The sequence below is a fragment of the Myxococcus hansupus genome (genome assembly GCF_000280925.3).
GTDB lineage: Bacteria > Myxococcota > Myxococcia > Myxococcales > Myxococcaceae > Myxococcus > Myxococcus hansupus.
The window spans coordinates 1,314,831-1,330,815 of record NZ_CP012109.1; the positions used below are offsets into that span (position 1 = coordinate 1,314,831).

General features: G+C 66.3%; 14 protein-coding genes. 10 read left to right on the forward strand and 4 right to left on the reverse strand.

Features of this window, described 5'->3' with window-relative positions; genetic code table 11:
* Nucleotides 1–32: 32 nt before the first annotated feature.
* The 4 genes from A176_RS05420 to trmB form a co-directional block, all read right to left on the reverse strand.
* Nucleotides 33–1,178, reverse strand: a complete 1,146-nt coding sequence (locus A176_RS05420; RefSeq protein ID WP_226994447.1) for a hypothetical protein — start codon at nucleotides 1,176–1,178, stop codon at nucleotides 33–35.
* A gap of 70 nt (nucleotides 1,179–1,248) precedes the next feature.
* Complete coding sequence (locus tag A176_RS05425) at nucleotides 1,249–1,665, reverse strand: nuclear transport factor 2 family protein (RefSeq protein ID WP_002638885.1); 417 nt, start codon at nucleotides 1,663–1,665, stop codon at nucleotides 1,249–1,251.
* 56 nt (nucleotides 1,666–1,721) lie between these two features.
* On the reverse strand, nucleotides 1,722–2,765 hold the full coding sequence (locus tag A176_RS05430; RefSeq protein WP_002638886.1) for a diguanylate cyclase: 1,044 nt from the start codon (nucleotides 2,763–2,765) through the stop codon (nucleotides 1,722–1,724).
* A 107-nt stretch (nucleotides 2,766–2,872) separates the two neighbouring features.
* A complete protein-coding gene (gene trmB, locus A176_RS05435) occupies nucleotides 2,873–3,493 on the reverse strand; it encodes a tRNA (guanine(46)-N(7))-methyltransferase TrmB (RefSeq protein WP_002638887.1) in 621 nt (206 codons plus the stop codon).
* A gap of 75 nt (nucleotides 3,494–3,568) precedes the next feature.
* Between trmB and A176_RS05440 the strand changes: the two genes are divergently transcribed.
* The 10 genes from A176_RS05440 to A176_RS05485 all read left to right on the forward strand — a co-directional run bounded on the left by A176_RS05440 (nucleotide 3,569) and on the right by A176_RS05485 (nucleotide 15,976).
* Nucleotides 3,569–4,495: a bifunctional riboflavin kinase/FAD synthetase gene (locus A176_RS05440; protein WP_002638888.1), complete on the forward strand. Its 927-nt coding sequence runs from the start codon at nucleotides 3,569–3,571 to the stop codon at nucleotides 4,493–4,495.
* A gap of 204 nt (nucleotides 4,496–4,699) precedes the next feature.
* A complete protein-coding gene (gene pilB, locus A176_RS05445; protein WP_002638889.1) occupies nucleotides 4,700–6,400 on the forward strand; it encodes a type IV-A pilus assembly ATPase PilB in 1,701 nt (566 codons plus the stop codon).
* A gap of 42 nt (nucleotides 6,401–6,442) precedes the next feature.
* Nucleotides 6,443–7,564, forward strand: coding sequence for a type IV pilus twitching motility protein PilT (locus A176_RS05450; protein ID WP_002638890.1), 1,122 nt, complete (start codon nucleotides 6,443–6,445; stop codon nucleotides 7,562–7,564).
* A 57-nt stretch (nucleotides 7,565–7,621) separates the two neighbouring features.
* The gene (gene pilC, locus A176_RS05455) at nucleotides 7,622–8,875 is read left to right on the forward strand and encodes a type IV pilus assembly protein PilC (protein ID WP_002638891.1); all 1,254 of its coding nucleotides are present in this window, start codon (nucleotides 7,622–7,624) and stop codon (nucleotides 8,873–8,875) included.
* A 10-nt stretch (nucleotides 8,876–8,885) separates the two neighbouring features.
* The gene (locus tag A176_RS05460; protein ID WP_002638892.1) at nucleotides 8,886–10,586 is read left to right on the forward strand and encodes a two-component system sensor histidine kinase NtrB; all 1,701 of its coding nucleotides are present in this window, start codon (nucleotides 8,886–8,888) and stop codon (nucleotides 10,584–10,586) included.
* 110 nt (nucleotides 10,587–10,696) lie between these two features.
* On the forward strand, nucleotides 10,697–12,079 hold the full coding sequence (locus A176_RS05465; protein ID WP_082282687.1) for a sigma-54-dependent transcriptional regulator: 1,383 nt from the start codon (nucleotides 10,697–10,699) through the stop codon (nucleotides 12,077–12,079).
* Between the two features lie 448 nt (nucleotides 12,080–12,527).
* Nucleotides 12,528–13,217 (forward strand): prepilin-type N-terminal cleavage/methylation domain-containing protein, encoded by a 690-nt coding sequence (locus tag A176_RS05470; protein ID WP_002638894.1) that lies wholly within the window; start codon nucleotides 12,528–12,530, stop codon nucleotides 13,215–13,217.
* Nucleotides 13,218–13,482: 265 nt separating this feature from the next.
* A complete protein-coding gene (locus A176_RS05475; protein WP_002638895.1) occupies nucleotides 13,483–14,250 on the forward strand; it encodes a tetratricopeptide repeat protein in 768 nt (255 codons plus the stop codon).
* On the forward strand, nucleotides 14,241–15,209 hold the full coding sequence (locus A176_RS05480; protein ID WP_044889627.1) for an ABC transporter ATP-binding protein: 969 nt from the start codon (nucleotides 14,241–14,243) through the stop codon (nucleotides 15,207–15,209). The genes A176_RS05475 and A176_RS05480 overlap by 10 nt, the downstream gene beginning before the upstream one ends.
* Complete coding sequence (locus A176_RS05485) at nucleotides 15,206–15,976, forward strand: ABC transporter permease (RefSeq protein ID WP_002638897.1); 771 nt, start codon at nucleotides 15,206–15,208, stop codon at nucleotides 15,974–15,976. The genes A176_RS05480 and A176_RS05485 overlap by 4 nt, the downstream gene beginning before the upstream one ends.
* Nucleotides 15,977–15,985: the final 9 nt, after the last annotated feature.

Below are 15,985 nucleotides of genomic sequence, written 5' to 3' on the forward strand. Positions count from 1 at the left end.
AGGCGATGCCGCGCGCCCCGCGGTGACAGGCCTCAGGCCTCGTCCGCGGGGGCGCTCTCGTCGGGAGTGGAAGGAACGGGCTCGAAGCGGAGCAGGGCGTGCAGCGGGACGAAGACCTCGTGTCCCTCTTCACCGAGCAGCAGGTCGAACCGGCCCACGCGCAGCAGCGGAAGCTGCAGGGTGATGCCGTTGCGCAGCACCATCCGCGGCGTCGTGCCGATGTGGTCCAGGAAGGCGCGCGGATCCGAATGCGGGCGCTTGTCCGGCTGACGTGCCACGGCCGAGGGCTTCTGCGTCAGCTTCGCGTCGCGCTCCAGGCCGGGCAGCAGCCGCTCCCAGTCCGCGCGGCGGGACAGCAACACCACCTGCAGCTTCTCCAGCCGGCCGGTGCGCTCCAGCGCCAGCGCGATGGGCTCCTCGGCTTGCAGCGTGTCGAGCAGGGAGCGCTCCGCCAGCACCACGGAGACCTCCGCCTTGTCGCGGATGAGGGTGGCGAGGAACTCCGCGACCACGGCGTTCTCCACCTCGCCGCGCGCCTGCTTGATGGCCGCCTTGCGCTGGGTGCGCTCCTTGCGGGCCATGAACTCCGCCACCGTCATGCCGCTCTGGAGCACGCCGAAGGCGTCGCCCAGGGACAGGCTCGGCGTCTGGCCCATCAGCTCGTACACCTGGTCGAAGCGCTTCGCCTCCTCGGCGTGCAGCTTGCGCCAGATGCGGCACTTCATCTTGCCTTCCAGCTCGCCCTTCGCGATGCGCGCGGGAACGCGCTCACGCACCGCCAGCGCCTGGACCTGCTCGGGCGTCGGAGGTGGCCGGGGCGTGGAGGGCCGGAATCCGCCGGGCCGTCCACCAAAGCCGCCAGGGGCCCGGCCCGGCGCCGGAGCGCCACCGCCCGTCCCTGTGGGGCGGGGAGCGAGCGGACGGGGGCTGGGCGCCATGCCCGTGGGGCGAGGCGTGGGCGCGGGGGTGTCCGCTGCCGGCGTGGGACGCGGTGCCAGCGGGGGCTCCGCGGGCGTGGGACGGGGCGCCGGCAGGGGGGCCGAGGCCGTCGTGGGCCGTGGCGTGGGCGCCACGCCCGTGGGGCGTGGGGTGGGGCGCGGCGTGGGCGCCGGAGTCGGGGTCGGAGCGGCCGTGCCGGGCGTCGATGCCGGGCGCCGGATGACTTCGACCGCGGGCATGACCCGCCGTGTCTTCCTGTCGTTCACAGTCGTACGTTACCTGATGCGAGTTTCCCGGGCATACCCGGCTTCACGGCTGGAGGGATGCTGAAAGGTCGACCTTCCACCCGGAAGGCTCTCGAACCATCCGGACCTCGTGGGAGCTACCTGCCGCGCGCACGAGCACTGTCGCTTCGTCTCCCTCCTCCCGGACCAGCGAGACCTCTGTAACATCTGGAGGCGGAGGGACATTCGCGAAGAAGAGGGCCATGGGCTCGGGCTTCTCTTCCCCGCCAGAAGCCTCTCCCACGACCTGGGCCCGCTGGGCCAGGGAGTCCTGGGTGGGCTTGGACAGCGCCCCCCACGCTTGCTGCAGCTCCCCCCGCTTCACGAGCCGGTGGAAGGACGTGTAGGCATCCTGCGGGGTGCCGAAGCGGGGCCGGTTGCAGCCACCCAGGCCCAGCAGGACCAGGGCCAGCAACCAGGGCATCGTCGCGGAGAGGCGCATGGGGACAGGGATTTAGGTCAAAGCGCCGCCGGGGAAAAGCCCGAGCTTCGGACATGTCACGCGGCGTGCTGATGGACACGGTTGCGGCCCGCTTCCTTGGCCGCATAAAGGCTCATGTCAGCCGCCCGCAGCAGCGCCTCCGCGCTCGGCAGGTCGCCCGAGGGCACCGTGGCCACGCCCAATGACGCGGTCAGCCGCACGGGCTGGGGCTTCCCGCTTCCTCCCACATGCACCAGCTCCAGCGCGGCGATGGCGTCGCGGACCCGTTCGCAGACCACGAGCGCGTCCGCGGCGGCTGTCTCCGGGAGGACGGCGATGAACTCCTCGCCCCCGTACCGCGCCAGCATGTCCACTTCCCGAAGGCGCGAACGCGCGGTCTGCCCCACCGCCTTCAGCACCTGGTCCCCGAAGGGATGCCCGAAGCTGTCGTTGATGCGCTTGAAGTGGTCGATATCGAGCATCACCAGCGACAGCGGCGCTCCGTAGCGGCGCGAACGGGCGAACTCGTCACTCAACCGCTCCTCGAAGGCGCGCCGGTTGGCCAGGCCCGTGAGCGCATCCGTGCGGGTGAGGGCGAGCAGCTCCTCGCGCCGGGCCGCGAGCTCCTTGTTGGCGCGGTCCAGCTCGCGGTTCTTCTCCACCAGCGCGTCCTGGAGCGCCTTCAGCCGCAGCATGGACTTCACGCGGGCGGACAGCTCGAGCATGTCGAAGGGCTTCACCAGGTAGTCATCCGCGCCCAGCTCCAGCCCCTCCACCTTCCCCGCGGCCTGCCGCGCCGTCATGAGAATCACCGGGATGAAGCCGAAGCCGTCCTCGCCGGCGTTCGCCTTGACGATGCGGCACACCTCCACGCCGCCCAGGCCCGGCATCTCCACGTCCATGAGGATGAGGTCGGGCCGGGACTCGCGGATGGCGGACAGCGCCTGGGCGCCGTCATGGGCTTCGGTGAAGAGGTAGCCGTGCGGGGCCAGTCCGTCGCGCACATGCCGGACGTGCGCCGGGTCGTCGTCGACGATGAGCACTGTGCGGCCACTCAGGGTGCTCCCGGATGGGGCGCGGCGGGCGACCTCCAGCGTCCTCTTCCGTTCGCCATCCGCCATGAAGTCTCGCCCCCAGGAGCAATCGTCCCGCGGTGCGGGCCTGGCCGCCATTCTTGCTGCCCGCACCCGGGATGCAAGGGGCAGCGCAAGCACTGAATGCGCGGGCGTCAGGCAGGCTTCACTAGCCGCGCCCGGTACACGGGCTCCCCACTGGCCAGATAGCGGCGCTCCCGAGTGGAGGGCACTTCTTCCGGGTCATAGGGATGGAAAACGCCTGAACCCAGGGGGTTCTGGAAACCAGCGGATTCCAGGATGGCGAGCATCGACACGCCGCGGTCCTGGACGTCGGTGCGCATGTCGAAGCGGCCACCCGGTGCGAGCTTCCCGTACAGGAGCTCGGCGAAGGCGGGCTGAATCACAGCGCGCTTGGCGTGGGAGCGCTTCCACCAGGGGTCGGGGAACTGGAGGTGGATGACCGAGAGCGAGCCCGGCGCGAAGATGCGAGGCACGACGAAGCGGGCATCGGATTCGATGACGCGCAGGTTGCGCAGGCCCGCCTTGTTGCCGCGCTCCTGGGTGTCGCGCGCGTACTTCTTGCGCCACTCGAAGGCGACGAAGCGCACCTCGGGGTGACGGCGGCAGTACTCCAGGGCGTGGCCGCCGGCGCCGGAGCCAATCTCCAGTTCGAGTGGCCCCGTGAAACCGAACTCCGCATCCCAGTCGGGAGGGGTCTCCTGGGTGGCCAACGTGAGTCCGACGGGCTCGGGCAGCAGGCGGGGGCGGGGCATGGGCGGGCGCCACCAACCATGGAGGCGGCGGGTTTGGCCAGGGAAAAACGCGGAGCCTGGAGTATACGGGAGCCCATGAAGGTCTTCCCTGCGGTGGCGGACGCGGGCGGAGCGCTGGCCGGACAGGCGCTCGCGCTCGGCAACTTCGACGGTGTGCACGTGGGCCATCAGGCCCTCTTCGCGGAGGCGCGCCGGCACGGACGGGCCGCGGCCTTCACCTTCCATCCCCATCCGGGAAAGGTGCTCCAGCCGGAGCTGGCCCCCAAGCTCATCACCCTGTTGCCACGCAAGCTGGAGCTGTTCGAGCAGTGCGGTCTGGACGCCGCGGTGGTGCAGCCCTTCACCCGGGAGTATGCGCGCACGCAGCCCGCGGAGTTCGAGGCCGCGTTGTTCGACACGCTCGGCGTGGCGCACGTCGTGGTGGGCAGCGACTTCACCTATGGCGCGGCCCGCAAGGGCACGGTGGAGACCCTGCGCGAGGCGGCCTCTCGCCGGGGCGCCTCGGTGCACGTGGTGCCGCCCGTGACGGTGGACGGCGTGGTGGCCTCGTCGTCGCGTGTGCGCGAGTACATCCTGGAGGGCCGTGTGTCCGCGGCGAGGCGGCTCCTGGGGCGCCCCTTCGACTTGGACGGCACGGTGGTGGCCGGTGCGGGGCGGGGGCGGGGCATCGGGTTTCCCACCGCGAACGTGGACACGCAGAACGAGCTGCGGCCCGCACCGGGCGTCTATGCGATCCGCGTCCACCTGCCGGGCGAGTCAAAGGGCACCTGGCACGGCGGCGCCGCGAACATCGGTGTGAAGCCCACCTTTGGCGGCACGGAGGTCACCATCGAGGCGCACCTGCTCGACTTCTCGGGTGACTTGTACGGCAAGGAGCTGCGCGTGCAGTTCCTCGAACGCCTGCGCCCCGAGCAGCGCTTCGGCTCGGTGGCCGAGCTGACGGGGCAGATCAAGCGCGACGTGGAGTCCGCGCGGGCCGTCATCGCACGTGCGGACGGGTGAGCAATTTTCCCGTGTCCGTTCAACGGTTTGTGACAGCAGGGGAGCAGGCGAGGGCGCCTTGACGGGCGCGCGCGGCTCCCCTCTAATTCGCAATCAGGAACTGTGCCATGGGGTGTGGATCACCCGGGCATCGCTCCCGCGTCTTTGAGCTCGGAGGCGGGCCCCCGCCCGCTTCTTTCTTCTTCAAGGAAGAGGCATCAACGAATGTCCGGTCGACTCGGTGAACTGCTGGTTCGCGAGAACCTCATCTCCGTGCAGCAGCTTCGCAAGGCCCAGGAAGAGCAGCAGAAGAACGGCACGCGCATTGGCACCGCGCTCGTCAAGACGGGCGCCATCGAGGAGTCGAAGCTGACCGACTTCCTCTCCAAGCAGTACGGCGTGCCGGCCATCAACCTGAAGGACTTCGACGTCGAGCCGGACATCATCAAGCTGGTGCCGAAGGAAGTGGCGGAGAAGCACCTGGTGGTGCCCGTCAACCGCGCCGGCCCGTCGCTCATCGTGGCCATGTGCGACCCGTCCAACATCTTCGCCGTGGACGACCTGAAGTTCCTCACTGGCTACAACATCGAGACGGTGGTCGCCTCCGAGGTCTCCATCCGCGAGGCCATCGAGCGCTACTACGCGGAGAAGGGCCCGTCGCTCGAGGACATCGTCGGTGACGTCAGTGACGACATCGAGGTCACGAAGGAAGAGACGGAGAACATCGATGAGATGGCCAAGGCCGCGGATGACGCGCCCGTGGTCAAGCTGGTGAACCTCATCCTCATGGACGCCATCAAGAAGCGCGCGTCCGACATCCACGTCGAGCCGTACGAGAAGGACTTCCGGGTCCGCTTCCGCATCGACGGCGTGATGTACGAGGTGATGCGCCCGCCCATGAAGCTGCGCAACGCGATCACGTCGCGTTTGAAGATCATGGCCTCGCTGGACATCTCCGAGCGGCGCCTGCCGCAGGACGGCCGCATCAAGATCAAGATGGGCGGCGGCAAGGAGATGGACTTCCGTGTGAGCGTGTGTCCCACGCTCTTCGGCGAGAAGGTCGTGATGCGTCTGCTCGACAAGAGCAACCTCCAACTCGACATGACGAAGCTGGGCTTCGACGCGCAGCCGCTGGCCTGGTTCAAGGAAGCCATCGACCGGCCCTACGGCATGGTGCTGGTGACGGGACCCACGGGCTCCGGCAAGACGACGACGCTGTACTCGGCGCTCTCCAGCCTCAACGGCCTGGACACCAACATCTGCACCGCGGAAGACCCGGTCGAGTTCAACTTCGCCGGCATCAACCAGGTGCAGATGCATGACGACATCGGCCTGAACTTCGCCGCGGCGCTGCGCTCCTTCCTCCGCCAGGACCCGGACATCATCATGATTGGTGAGATCCGTGACTTCGAGACGGCGGAAATCGGCGTCAAGGCGGCGCTCACGGGCCACCTGGTGCTGTCCACGCTGCACACCAACGACGCCCCGGGCACGGTGAGCCGTCTGCTCAACATGGGCATCGAGCCCTTCCTCGTGACGGCCTCGCTCAACCTCATCCTCGCCCAGCGTCTGGCGCGCCGCCTGTGCCCGGCGTGCAAGAAGCCCGCGGAGAACGTGGACGAGCAGGCGCTCATCGACGCCGGTGTTCCGCCGGACAAGATTGGCACCTTCACGATGTACGAGAAGGTCGGCTGCCGCGACTGCAACGACCGTGGCTACCGTGGCCGCGTGGCCATCTACGAGGTCATGCCGTTCTGGGACGGCCTCAAGGAGCTGGTCATCAACGGCGCTTCGGCCGCGGAGCTGAAGCAGGAGGCCATCCGCCTGGGCATGAGCAGCCTGCGCATGAGCGGTCTTCGCAAGATGATGGACGGCGCCACCACGTTGGAAGAGGTGGTGGGCAACACCGCCCCGGACCGCTTCTAGTCAACCCACCCCCCACCGCATTCCCCCGAAGGACATCTTCCCGTGGCCAACCTGCACCAGCTCCTCAAGGCGATGGTCGAGAAGGGCGCTTCCGACCTCCACGTCACCACTGGCTCACCGCCGCAGCTTCGCGTCGACGGCGAGCTCGTTCCCTTGAAGACGGCGCCGCTGACCCCGGTGGAGACGAAGCAGCTCTGCTACTCCATCCTCACGGACGCCCAGAAGCACAAGTTCGAAGAGGAGAACGAGCTCGACTTGTCCTTCGGCGTGAAGGGGCTGTCCCGCTTCCGCGCCAACATCTTCATGCAGCGCGGCGCCGTCGCGGCGGCGTTCCGGACCATTCCCTTCAAGATCCTGACCTTCCAGGAGCTGGGCCTGCCGCCGGTGGTGGCGGAGCTGGTGAAGAAGCCGCGTGGGCTCATCCTGGTGACGGGGCCCACGGGCTCGGGCAAGTCGACCACGCTGGCCTCGATGATCGACAAGATCAACACCGAGCGTCATGAGCACATCATGACCATCGAGGACCCCATCGAGTACCTGCACCCGCACAAGAACTGCCTCGTGAACCAGCGCGAGGTGGGGGCGGACACGCGGAACTTCAAGACGGCCCTCAAGTACATCCTCCGCCAGGACCCGGACATCGTGCTCGTAGGTGAGCTCCGCGACCTGGAGACGATTGAAGCGGCGCTGACCATCGCGGAGACGGGTCACATCTGCTACGCGACGCTCCACACGAACAGCGCGGTGCAGACCATCAACCGCGTGCTGGACGTGTTCCCGCCGTACCAGCAGCCGCAGGTCCGCGCGCAGATGTCCTTCGTGTTGGAGGGCGTGATGAGCCAGGCGCTGGTGGCGAAGGCGGGCAGCCCCGGCCGCGTGCTGGCGCTGGAGGTGATGGTGCCGAACCCCGCCATCCGGAACCTCATCCGTGAGGACAAGGTCCACCAGATCTACTCGTCCATGCAGGTCGGCCAGGCCAAGTTCGGCATGCAGACCTTCAACCAGGCCCTGGCGTCGCTGCTGCTGCGGCGGATCATCTCCCAGGACGAGGCCTTCGGCCGTTCTAGCGACGCCGAGGAGTTGCGCAACATCCTGGCCACGGGCGGTGGGAACCTGCCCGGGATGCCACAGCAGCGACCAGGCGGGGGAGCGGGTGGTCGTTAGTTCCGGGATTTTGAGAACAGCGGTTAGAGTGGCGCGGCACCCGCGGAGGTCCAGCTCATGGCAGCCCCAGCAGTGAAGTCGGCAGCAGCTCCCAAGAAGGTCACCGCCCAGTTCCTCTGGGAGGCGAAGACCAAGAGCGGGGAGACCAAAAAGGGTGAGATGGAGGCGATGGACATCGAGGCCGTCAACGCGCGCCTCAAGTCCCTGGGCCTGAATCCGACCAAGGTCCGCAAGAAGAGCGTCCTCGACGCCGGCATCTCAATGCCGGGCATTGGCGGCGTCACGGGCAAGGACATCCTCGTCTTCACCCGCCAGTTCGCCACGATGATCGACGCCGGCCTGCCCCTGGTGCAGTGCCTCGACATCCTCGCGACCCAGATGGACAACCCCGCCTTCAAGAAGGTGTTGTTCGCCATCAAGGGCAAGGTGGAGCAGGGAAGTACCTTCGCGGACGCTCTCAAGGAGCACCCCAAGGTCTTCGACGAACTCTACGTCCAGCTCTGCGCCGCGGGTGAAGTGGGCGGTATCCTCGACTCCATCCTCAACCGGCTCGCGGCTTACCGCGAGAAGAACGAGAAGCTGAAGAACAAGGTCAAGAGCGCGATGACCTACCCGGCCATCGTTATCTTGGTGGCCATTGGCGTGACGGCGCTGCTGCTGCTGAAGGTGACGCCAGTGTTCGAGAAGATGTTCTCGGACTTTGGCAGCGCGCTCCCGGGCCCCACGCAGATGGTGGTGGACTTCTCCCACTTGGCGCAGGAGTACATCTTCCACGTCCTCGCGGGCATCTTCGTGTTGGTGACGTCCTTCTCCTGGACCTACCGTCAGCCGAAGGGCCGGAAGTTCTGGGACAAGGTCTTCATCAGTGCGCCGCTGTTCGGGCCGGTGCTTCGGAAGGTCGCCGTGGCGCGCTTCACCCGTACGCTTGGGACGATGCTCTCGTCGGGCGTTCCCATCCTCGACGCCCTGGACGTGACGGCGAAGACGGCGGGCAATCGTACCGTGGAAGAGGCCATCTACTACGTGCGAGGGAAGATCGCCGAAGGTAAGAACATCGCGGGGCCGCTGCTGGAGACGAAGGTGTTCCCTTCGATGGTGGTCCAGATGATTGGCGTCGGTGAGGCCACCGGCGCCATGGACACCATGCTCAACAAGATTGCCGACTTCTACGACGACGAGGTCGACTCGGCCGTCAACGGCCTCACGGCGATGATTGAGCCGCTGTTGATGGTGTTCCTCGGCGGCGTCGTCGGTGGCTTCCTCATCGCGATGTACCTGCCCATCTTCGGTCTGGCCGGTGCCATCAAGTAGTTCGTCTGGGGTGGGGGCGTCCTCGGGTTCGCCGGAGGAGACGCTTCGTCGCAGGCTGACGTGGCTCATCGCGTTTCGCATCGTGGCCACCAGCCTGTCGCTGGTGGCTGTCGCGTTGCGGCTGGTTTCACAAGGGCGCGCGGAACCGGTCCTCGGGGACTGGATTGCCTTCGCCATCATTGGCGGCGTGTACCTGCTCTCCCTCGTGACCGCGGTGGTCGTGCGGAGGGGGCGGTTGCTCGCACCCGCCGTGGTGCTTCAGGTCCTGGGGGACCTGGTGATCGCGACCGTCCTGGTGGTCCTCACCGGCGGCGGTGGCTCTCCCTTCACGTTCACCTATTCGCTGGCGGTCATCAGCGGCGCCATCCTCATGGAGCGTCGCGGCGCGCTGCTGTTGGCGGCGGCGGGGTCGGTCCTCTTCGCGGGCGTGGTTCTGGGCGTGTACGAGCGGATTTCGGGCATCCCATTTACCGCCCGCAACGTGCCGTTCCTGCTCGTCTCTCACGTGCTCGCGTTGTTCCTGGTCGCCGTGCTCGCGGGGTACCTCAGCCGGCAATTGTCGGCCGCGGGTGGCGCACTGACCGCGAGGGAGCGGGACCTTCACCGGCTGGAGACACTGCAGGCGCAGATTCTCGACTGCATGCCGTCCGGGTTGGTGACCTGTGACGCAGCGGGGCAGGTCACCTTCGTGAATCGGGCCGCCCGCGCGATTCTTGGGGTCGAGGCGCTACCTGGGAATCCTCTTGAACGTCTGTTGCCAGGGGCGCTCAACCTGGGACGCCGTGCCTCCCGGCGCGAGCTGACCGTCCGTACGTCCGCAGGTGAGCGCATCCTGGGCCTGAGCACGACACCCTTGGTGGAAGACAACGAAGGGGCGTTGCTCATCGTCTTCCAGGACCTGACTGAGTTTCGGCGCATGGAGGAGGGGCTGCGGCGCGCGGACAGGCTCGCGGCGCTGGGAACCATGTCTGCTCAGCTCGCTCACGAAATCCGGAACCCCCTGGCCGCGATGCGGGGGTCCGCCCAACTGCTGGGGCAGGATGGGGGCGCGGATGCGTCGAGGGTGAAGTTGACGGGAGTCCTGATGCGCGAAGCCGACCGCTTGTCGCGACTGGTCGAGGACTTCTTGCGGTTCGCGCGTCCGCCAACGCCTGTACGCCGCGCGGTGCGGCTGGACTTGCTCGTGACAGAGACGATGGAGATGCTCCGGAGCGACCCCATGGCACGGGACGTCCGACTGGAGGTCCACCAGGGCGACGGGCCGCTGAGTGCGCAGCTCGATGCGGACCAGCTTCAGCAGGTGCTGCTCAATCTGGCTCGAAACGCCCTCCAGGCAACCGGAGCCAGAGGCCATGTCCGCGTGGAGCTGGGACGTGAGGGTGGACAGGTGCGGTTGACGGTATGGAACGCGGGCCCCCCGATTCCTCGAGCGGACCTTCCACGGCTCTTCGAGCCCTTCTTCACGACACGTGAGGGGGGCACGGGGTTGGGACTGGCCTCCGCGCACTCCATCGTGCGAGGGCATGGGGGCGACATCGACGTCCACTCGGAGGAAGGCGAGGGGACGCAGTTCTCGGTGGTGCTGCCTCTCGTGGATGTGGTGGGTGAGCGCACGTTGGCGGAGGCACCTTCAAGCAGCACGGACCAGCACGATGTGTCGGTGGATACGAAGGCGCAGGCTCCGAAGCTCCCTCGTTCGTCGGTGCATTGAGTCTCTTGATACCTGGGCCCCATGGGAATTCCACGGGCTGCCGGTGTCACGCCTGCCTCGCGCGTTGGACCCACTCCGTGCGTCCGGCGCTCTCTGCTAAATTCGCGCGCATGCATATTCTGGTGGTGGACGACGAGCCGTCGATGCGTGACGTGCTCGAGATTCTCTTCACCCGTGCTGGGTTCGAGGTCACCTGCGCGGGGAGCGTCAAGGACGCCACGACGGCACTCGGGGGCGTTTCCTTCGACCTGGTGCTGACGGATATGAAGCTGGGCAGCGGGAGCGGCATGGAAGTGCTGCGCGCCGCGAGAGCGCTCAAGGAGCCACCTGAAGTCATCGTCATCACCGCTTTCGGCACGGCTGCGTCGGCGGTGGAGGCGATGCGCGAGGGCGCGTACCACTACATCTGCAAACCCTTCGACAACGAAGAGTTGCGGCTCCTGGTCCAGAAGGCTTTGGAGAAGAAGCTGTTGCGTCAGGAGAACCGCTCTCTTCGTGCGCAGCTCGCACCAGGCGCTGGGATGCTTGCCGTGGGGCGCAGTCCTCGCATGGAGGCCATCATGGGCCTCGTGGAGAAGGTGGCCGCCACGCGCACCACCGTGCTCATCTACGGAGAAAGTGGAACGGGGAAGGAGCTGATCGCTCGTGCCCTGCACTTGAAGAGCCCGCGTGCCGGGCACCCGTTTCTTCCCGTGAATTGCGCCGCGTTGTCGGAAGGCGTCTTGGAGAGTGAACTCTTCGGACACGTGAAGGGGTCCTTCACGGGCGCAACCAGCGACAGGTTGGGGCTGCTTGCCGCGGCGGGGGAGGGCACGGTCCTCCTGGACGAAATCGGAGAGGTGCCCCCCGCAATGCAGGTGAAGCTCCTGCGCGTGCTCCAAGAGCGAAAGGTCAAGCCGGTGGGGAGCAGCCAGGAGGTGCCCTTCCAGGCCCGACTCGTCGCTGCCACGAACCGCAATCTGGATGCGGAGGTGAAGGCGGGCCGCTTCCGCGAGGACCTGTTGTATCGGCTCAATGTCATCACACTGGAGTTGCCGCCGCTCCGTGAGCGCGCCGAGGACATTCCGCTGCTGGCTTCGCACTTCCTGGCCCGGCTCGTCGAGGAAGTGGGGAGGCCTGGACTGCACTTCACTCAGGAGGCACTCAAGGTGCTCGCGGGCTACGCATGGCCCGGCAACGTACGTCAGCTCCAGAACATCATCGAGCGGGCGGTGACGCTCTCGGAGGGAGACGCGCTCGGGCCAGAAACGTTGCCCGCCACGCTTCGAGGTGAGCCCGCCATCCCGACGGGGGATGTGCAGGTTCCCGTCGGTTTCAGTTTGGAGCGCTTCCTGGATGACAGTGAGCGCCGCTATCTCCTGGCGGCGCTCAAGCGCACGGATGGCGTGAAGACTCGCGCCGCGGAGCTGCTCGGGCTCTCTTTCCGTTCCTTCCGGTACCGCCTCGCGAAGCATGGCCTGGTCGATGAACTGGAAGACCCGAGGCAGTCCTGATTTTGCCTACGGCTCATTTCGATGACCGCGTGGCGTCCATGGCGATGAGCGGTTCGAATCCAGGCCGTGACATTCCAGCGCAGTGGAGTCGGTCCCCCTCGTGTGCATGCACCAGGGTGATCGCCTCGGTGAATCGCGGCTTCCGATCATTGCGGCCAGTCCCCATACGAGCAACGGATACGGAAGTGCGCAAGTCCCGCAGTGGCTTGCGCGGGCTGCGTTCGGGGTTTTCGCCTCGGAGATGCGTGGGGCAAGCGACAGTTCTGGGCACCCCAAGTGCCGTTTTTTGACACCTCGGAAGCTGAGAGATGCTTGAGACTTGGTTCGAGCAATCGAAATTACGCGAGGTTGGCTCGCTTCATCGTCGGCAGGAGGGTTGGCATCCCGCGTGCTAGGTGACTCCTGCAGGGCAACACGCCCTCGTTGTTGTTCCCCCAGAGGACTCCCCATGCGCGTCTCCCGCTTCAACCCCCGGAACCGTGGTTTTACCCTGATCGAGCTGATGATCGTCGTTGCCATCATCGGCATCCTGGCGGCCATCGCCATCCCGAACTTCATCAAGTTCCAGGCGCGCTCCAAGCAGGGCGAGGCGAAGGCGAACCTCAAGGGCCTGTTCACCTCCCAGAAGTCCTATTTCCAGGAGAAGGACCGCTACTCCGGTCTCTCTGGCGCCATCGGCTTCGCGCCCGAGCGTGGCAACCGCTACGCCTACGTCATCTCCGCAGAAGTGCCGGATGGTTCGGGCGCCGTGGCTCAGGATCGCAGCCTCGCGCTCATTCCTGCTGGGGCCAACCACATCATCAACGTCGATACCTTCAAGTATCGCTACATGCCGGATGGCACGACCGACACCCTTCCCAACCCCGCGATGACGGTGCTGGGCGGCGTGCCGAACAACGGCAACGCCGGTACCTACCGCGAGAACCTGAACGGCGTTGACGTGTCGCACTTCCTGCACACGGCCGTGGGCAACATCGACAATGACGTGACGGATGGCACGGGCTACGACCAGTGGTTCATCTCGTCCCAGTCCGTGGGGCCGGTGACGCCGTCTGCCTGCAACGCTTTCCAGCCGGACGAGCTGAACGCCGCGGAAGGCGTTCCCTACAACATGAACAACGACGTGGAGTGCCAGTAGTCGTTGTCGGTTGATTGAAGTTTTGGGGAGGGCTGGCCACGTGCCGGCCCTCCCTTTTTTCATGGAGCGCTTCCCAGCGGTCCTGGCAAGAGGCTCGGTTGTCGCTCTTGCTTGCTGACAGCGGGGAGTCGCGCACGCGATGATTGCCGCTGCCGCTATGTCGAGTCGCCTCATCTGGTCCGCAGTGTTCGCCGTCTCCGTCGTGCTGTGCGTGGCGCTTGCCGCCCCGCCGAGGCGGCCCGCCTATCAGGGGCACACTCCACCTTTGCTTCCTCGGCTCGAGGTGGTGCGCGCCATTGGGGCGCCCATTCATCACCTCGTCACCGACTATTACTGGATCCAGACCATCCAGGCCGTGGGCAAGGCGAAGACGCCCGCCGAGCACCGGGACATCTTCGACTACGCGAACATGGTGACGGACCTCGACCCGAAGTTCCGGCAGGTCTACGTCTTCGCGGGGGTCTCCATCGCATACCCCTTAGGGGGGCGGTGGCTTAATGGGGAGGAGTCCACACGGCTTCTCGAGAAGGGCCTCGAGCACTTTCCGGACTACGTCTACCTGCGCATCATGCTGGCCTACAATCTCAGCACCTTTCATCGGCAATACGAACGGGCGGCGAAGATCGTGGAAGAGGCCTCCAGGATGCCGGATGCGCCGCCGTATCTGGCGGGACTGGCGACCCGGCTCCATGCCCAGGCAGGCAACTTCGACGCAGGGCTGGACTTCGCGCGCTCCCTGGCTGAATCCGCGGAGGAGCCAGAGACCCGGGAGCTGTTCGAGCGTCGGGTGAAGGAGATCGAACTGGAGCGCGAGCTGAGTCACGTCGACGCCGCGGTCCAGCGATACCAGCAGCGCGTGGGCAGTCTGCCTCCAGGCGTGGATGCGCTGGTGCGCGCTGGGGATTTGCCCCACATGCCTGAGGATCCACTGGGCGGCGACATCGAACTGGATGCGACGGGCCGAAGCTACTCGACTGCCCAGGAAAAGCGACTGACCGACTTCGCACGCGCGAACATGGAGGCATCACCGTGAGCAGCACCATCCCGATCGAGGTCCATGGACTCGCCAAGACGTATCGGCTGGGATTCTGGATGAACCGCAAGGTTCGCGCGCTCCAGGGCTTGGACCTGGAGGTGCAGCCCGGGCAGGTCTATGGGCTGCTGGGGCCCAACGGGGCGGGGAAGTCCACCACCATCAAGATCCTCATGAACCTGGTGCAGTCCTCGGAGGGTAGCGCACGCCTGTTCGGGTTGCCGCCCACGGATGAGAACGCACGGCGGCAGGTGGGGTTCCTTCCCGAAAACCCCGCGCCTTACGAGTACCTCACTGGCGCGGAACTCGTGACATTGGCGGGGCAGTTGGCCGGGATGAGCGGCCATGAGCTGGACCAACGGGTGAAGGAAGTCATCGGCATGGTGGAGATGGAGCGCGCCGCGAAGCTCCAGATTCGCCGGTACTCGAAGGGCATGATTCAACGCATCAGTCTGGCGCAAGCCATCGTCAACCGGCCGAAGCTGCTCATCCTGGATGAGCCCACTTCAGGGTTGGATCCGGTGGGGCGGCGGCAGGTTCGGGACCTCATCCTCGCGGAGCGGCAGCGGGGGACGACGATTCTGTTCTGCACGCACATCATCTCGGACGTCGAGGCGTTGTGTGAACGGGTCGTCGTCCTCGTGGGCGGACGGCGCGTTCGAGAAGGAAGTGTCCGCGACTTGTTGTCGGGACAGGCGCCCGTGGTGGAGATGACGGTAGAGGGCCTGTCGCTGGCGCGATTGCGGGAGTTTGGTCACGAGCTGGCCTACGCGCAGGACTTTGGTGACCGCGTGCTGCTTCGCACGGGGGATGCGGCCGCGCAGGCGCTGTTGCAGCAGGCGCTTCAAGCGGGCGGACGGGTGACGCAGATTCAGCCGACCCGCTACTCGTTGGAGGACCTGTTTCTCGATGCGCTCAAGGAGGCTCGGCACGGTACGGTGGGAGGGGAGATTTCATGATTCGCGAATTGGGTGCACTCACGCTCAATGGTTTTCGTGAGGCCCGGCGCAATCGCGTCAGTGTCGTCGTCGCGGTGTTCACCCTGGGGTTGTTGCTGTCCTCCACGCTCGTCACCGATGTGACGGTCTACACGTTCCAGCGAGTCATGTCGGACGTGGGGCTGGGGGCGATGTGCCTCACCCTGGTGCTCCTGGCCATCTTCTTGTCCAGTGGCCTGCTCAGCAGGGAAATTGAGCGGCGAACCATCTTCCTCGTGGTGTCGAAGCCGGTGTCTCGCGCGCTGTTCATCGTCGGGAGATTGGCGGGGAACATGCTGACGCTCGCGGTGCTGCTGCTGATGATGTCCGCGGTATTCTTCTCGCAGGTGGCGCTCTACGGCCTGCCCGTCACGCCGCCGCAGCTCGTCGCGGCAGGCATGCTCTGGGTGGAGTTGCTCGTCATCTCCGCCGTGGGCTTCGCCATGTCGAGCTTCGCCAGCCAGTTGGTGTCCGCGGTGGTGACGACGGGCGTCTACTTCGCGGGCCACCTGTCGGCGGACATCTACACCCTGGCGGGGCGCTCGAGTTCCGTGGTCATCCAATGGCTCGGGAAGGGCATCTACTACCTGCTGCCCAACCTGGCCCGGCTCAACTTCCGCCCCCAAGCTTCCTATGAGCTGATGACACCGGCCGTGGACATCGCGAAGTCGGCGGCCTATGGAGTCGGCTATGCCGGGGTGATGGTGGCGCTCGCCGTCTTCATCTTCAGCCGACGCGACTTCAAGTAGAGGTTTCCA

Coding starts and splice junctions, on each gene's coding strand:
- pilC (WP_002638891.1), top strand. CDS start 7,622: ATGGCAGCCCCAGCAGTGAAGTCGGCAGCAGCTCCCAAGAAGGTCACC.
- A176_RS05420 (WP_226994447.1), bottom strand. CDS start 1,178: ATGCCCGCGGTCGAAGTCATCCGGCGCCCGGCATCGACGCCCGGCACG.
- pilB (WP_002638889.1), top strand. CDS start 4,700: ATGTCCGGTCGACTCGGTGAACTGCTGGTTCGCGAGAACCTCATCTCC.
- A176_RS05465 (WP_082282687.1), top strand. CDS start 10,697: ATGCATATTCTGGTGGTGGACGACGAGCCGTCGATGCGTGACGTGCTC.
- trmB (WP_002638887.1), bottom strand. CDS start 3,493: ATGCCCCGCCCCCGCCTGCTGCCCGAGCCCGTCGGACTCACGTTGGCC.
- A176_RS05440 (WP_002638888.1), top strand. CDS start 3,569: ATGAAGGTCTTCCCTGCGGTGGCGGACGCGGGCGGAGCGCTGGCCGGA.
- A176_RS05425 (WP_002638885.1), bottom strand. CDS start 1,665: ATGCGCCTCTCCGCGACGATGCCCTGGTTGCTGGCCCTGGTCCTGCTG.
- A176_RS05430 (WP_002638886.1), bottom strand. CDS start 2,765: ATGGCGGATGGCGAACGGAAGAGGACGCTGGAGGTCGCCCGCCGCGCC.
- A176_RS05485 (WP_002638897.1), top strand. CDS start 15,206: ATGATTCGCGAATTGGGTGCACTCACGCTCAATGGTTTTCGTGAGGCC.
- A176_RS05470 (WP_002638894.1), top strand. CDS start 12,528: ATGCGCGTCTCCCGCTTCAACCCCCGGAACCGTGGTTTTACCCTGATC.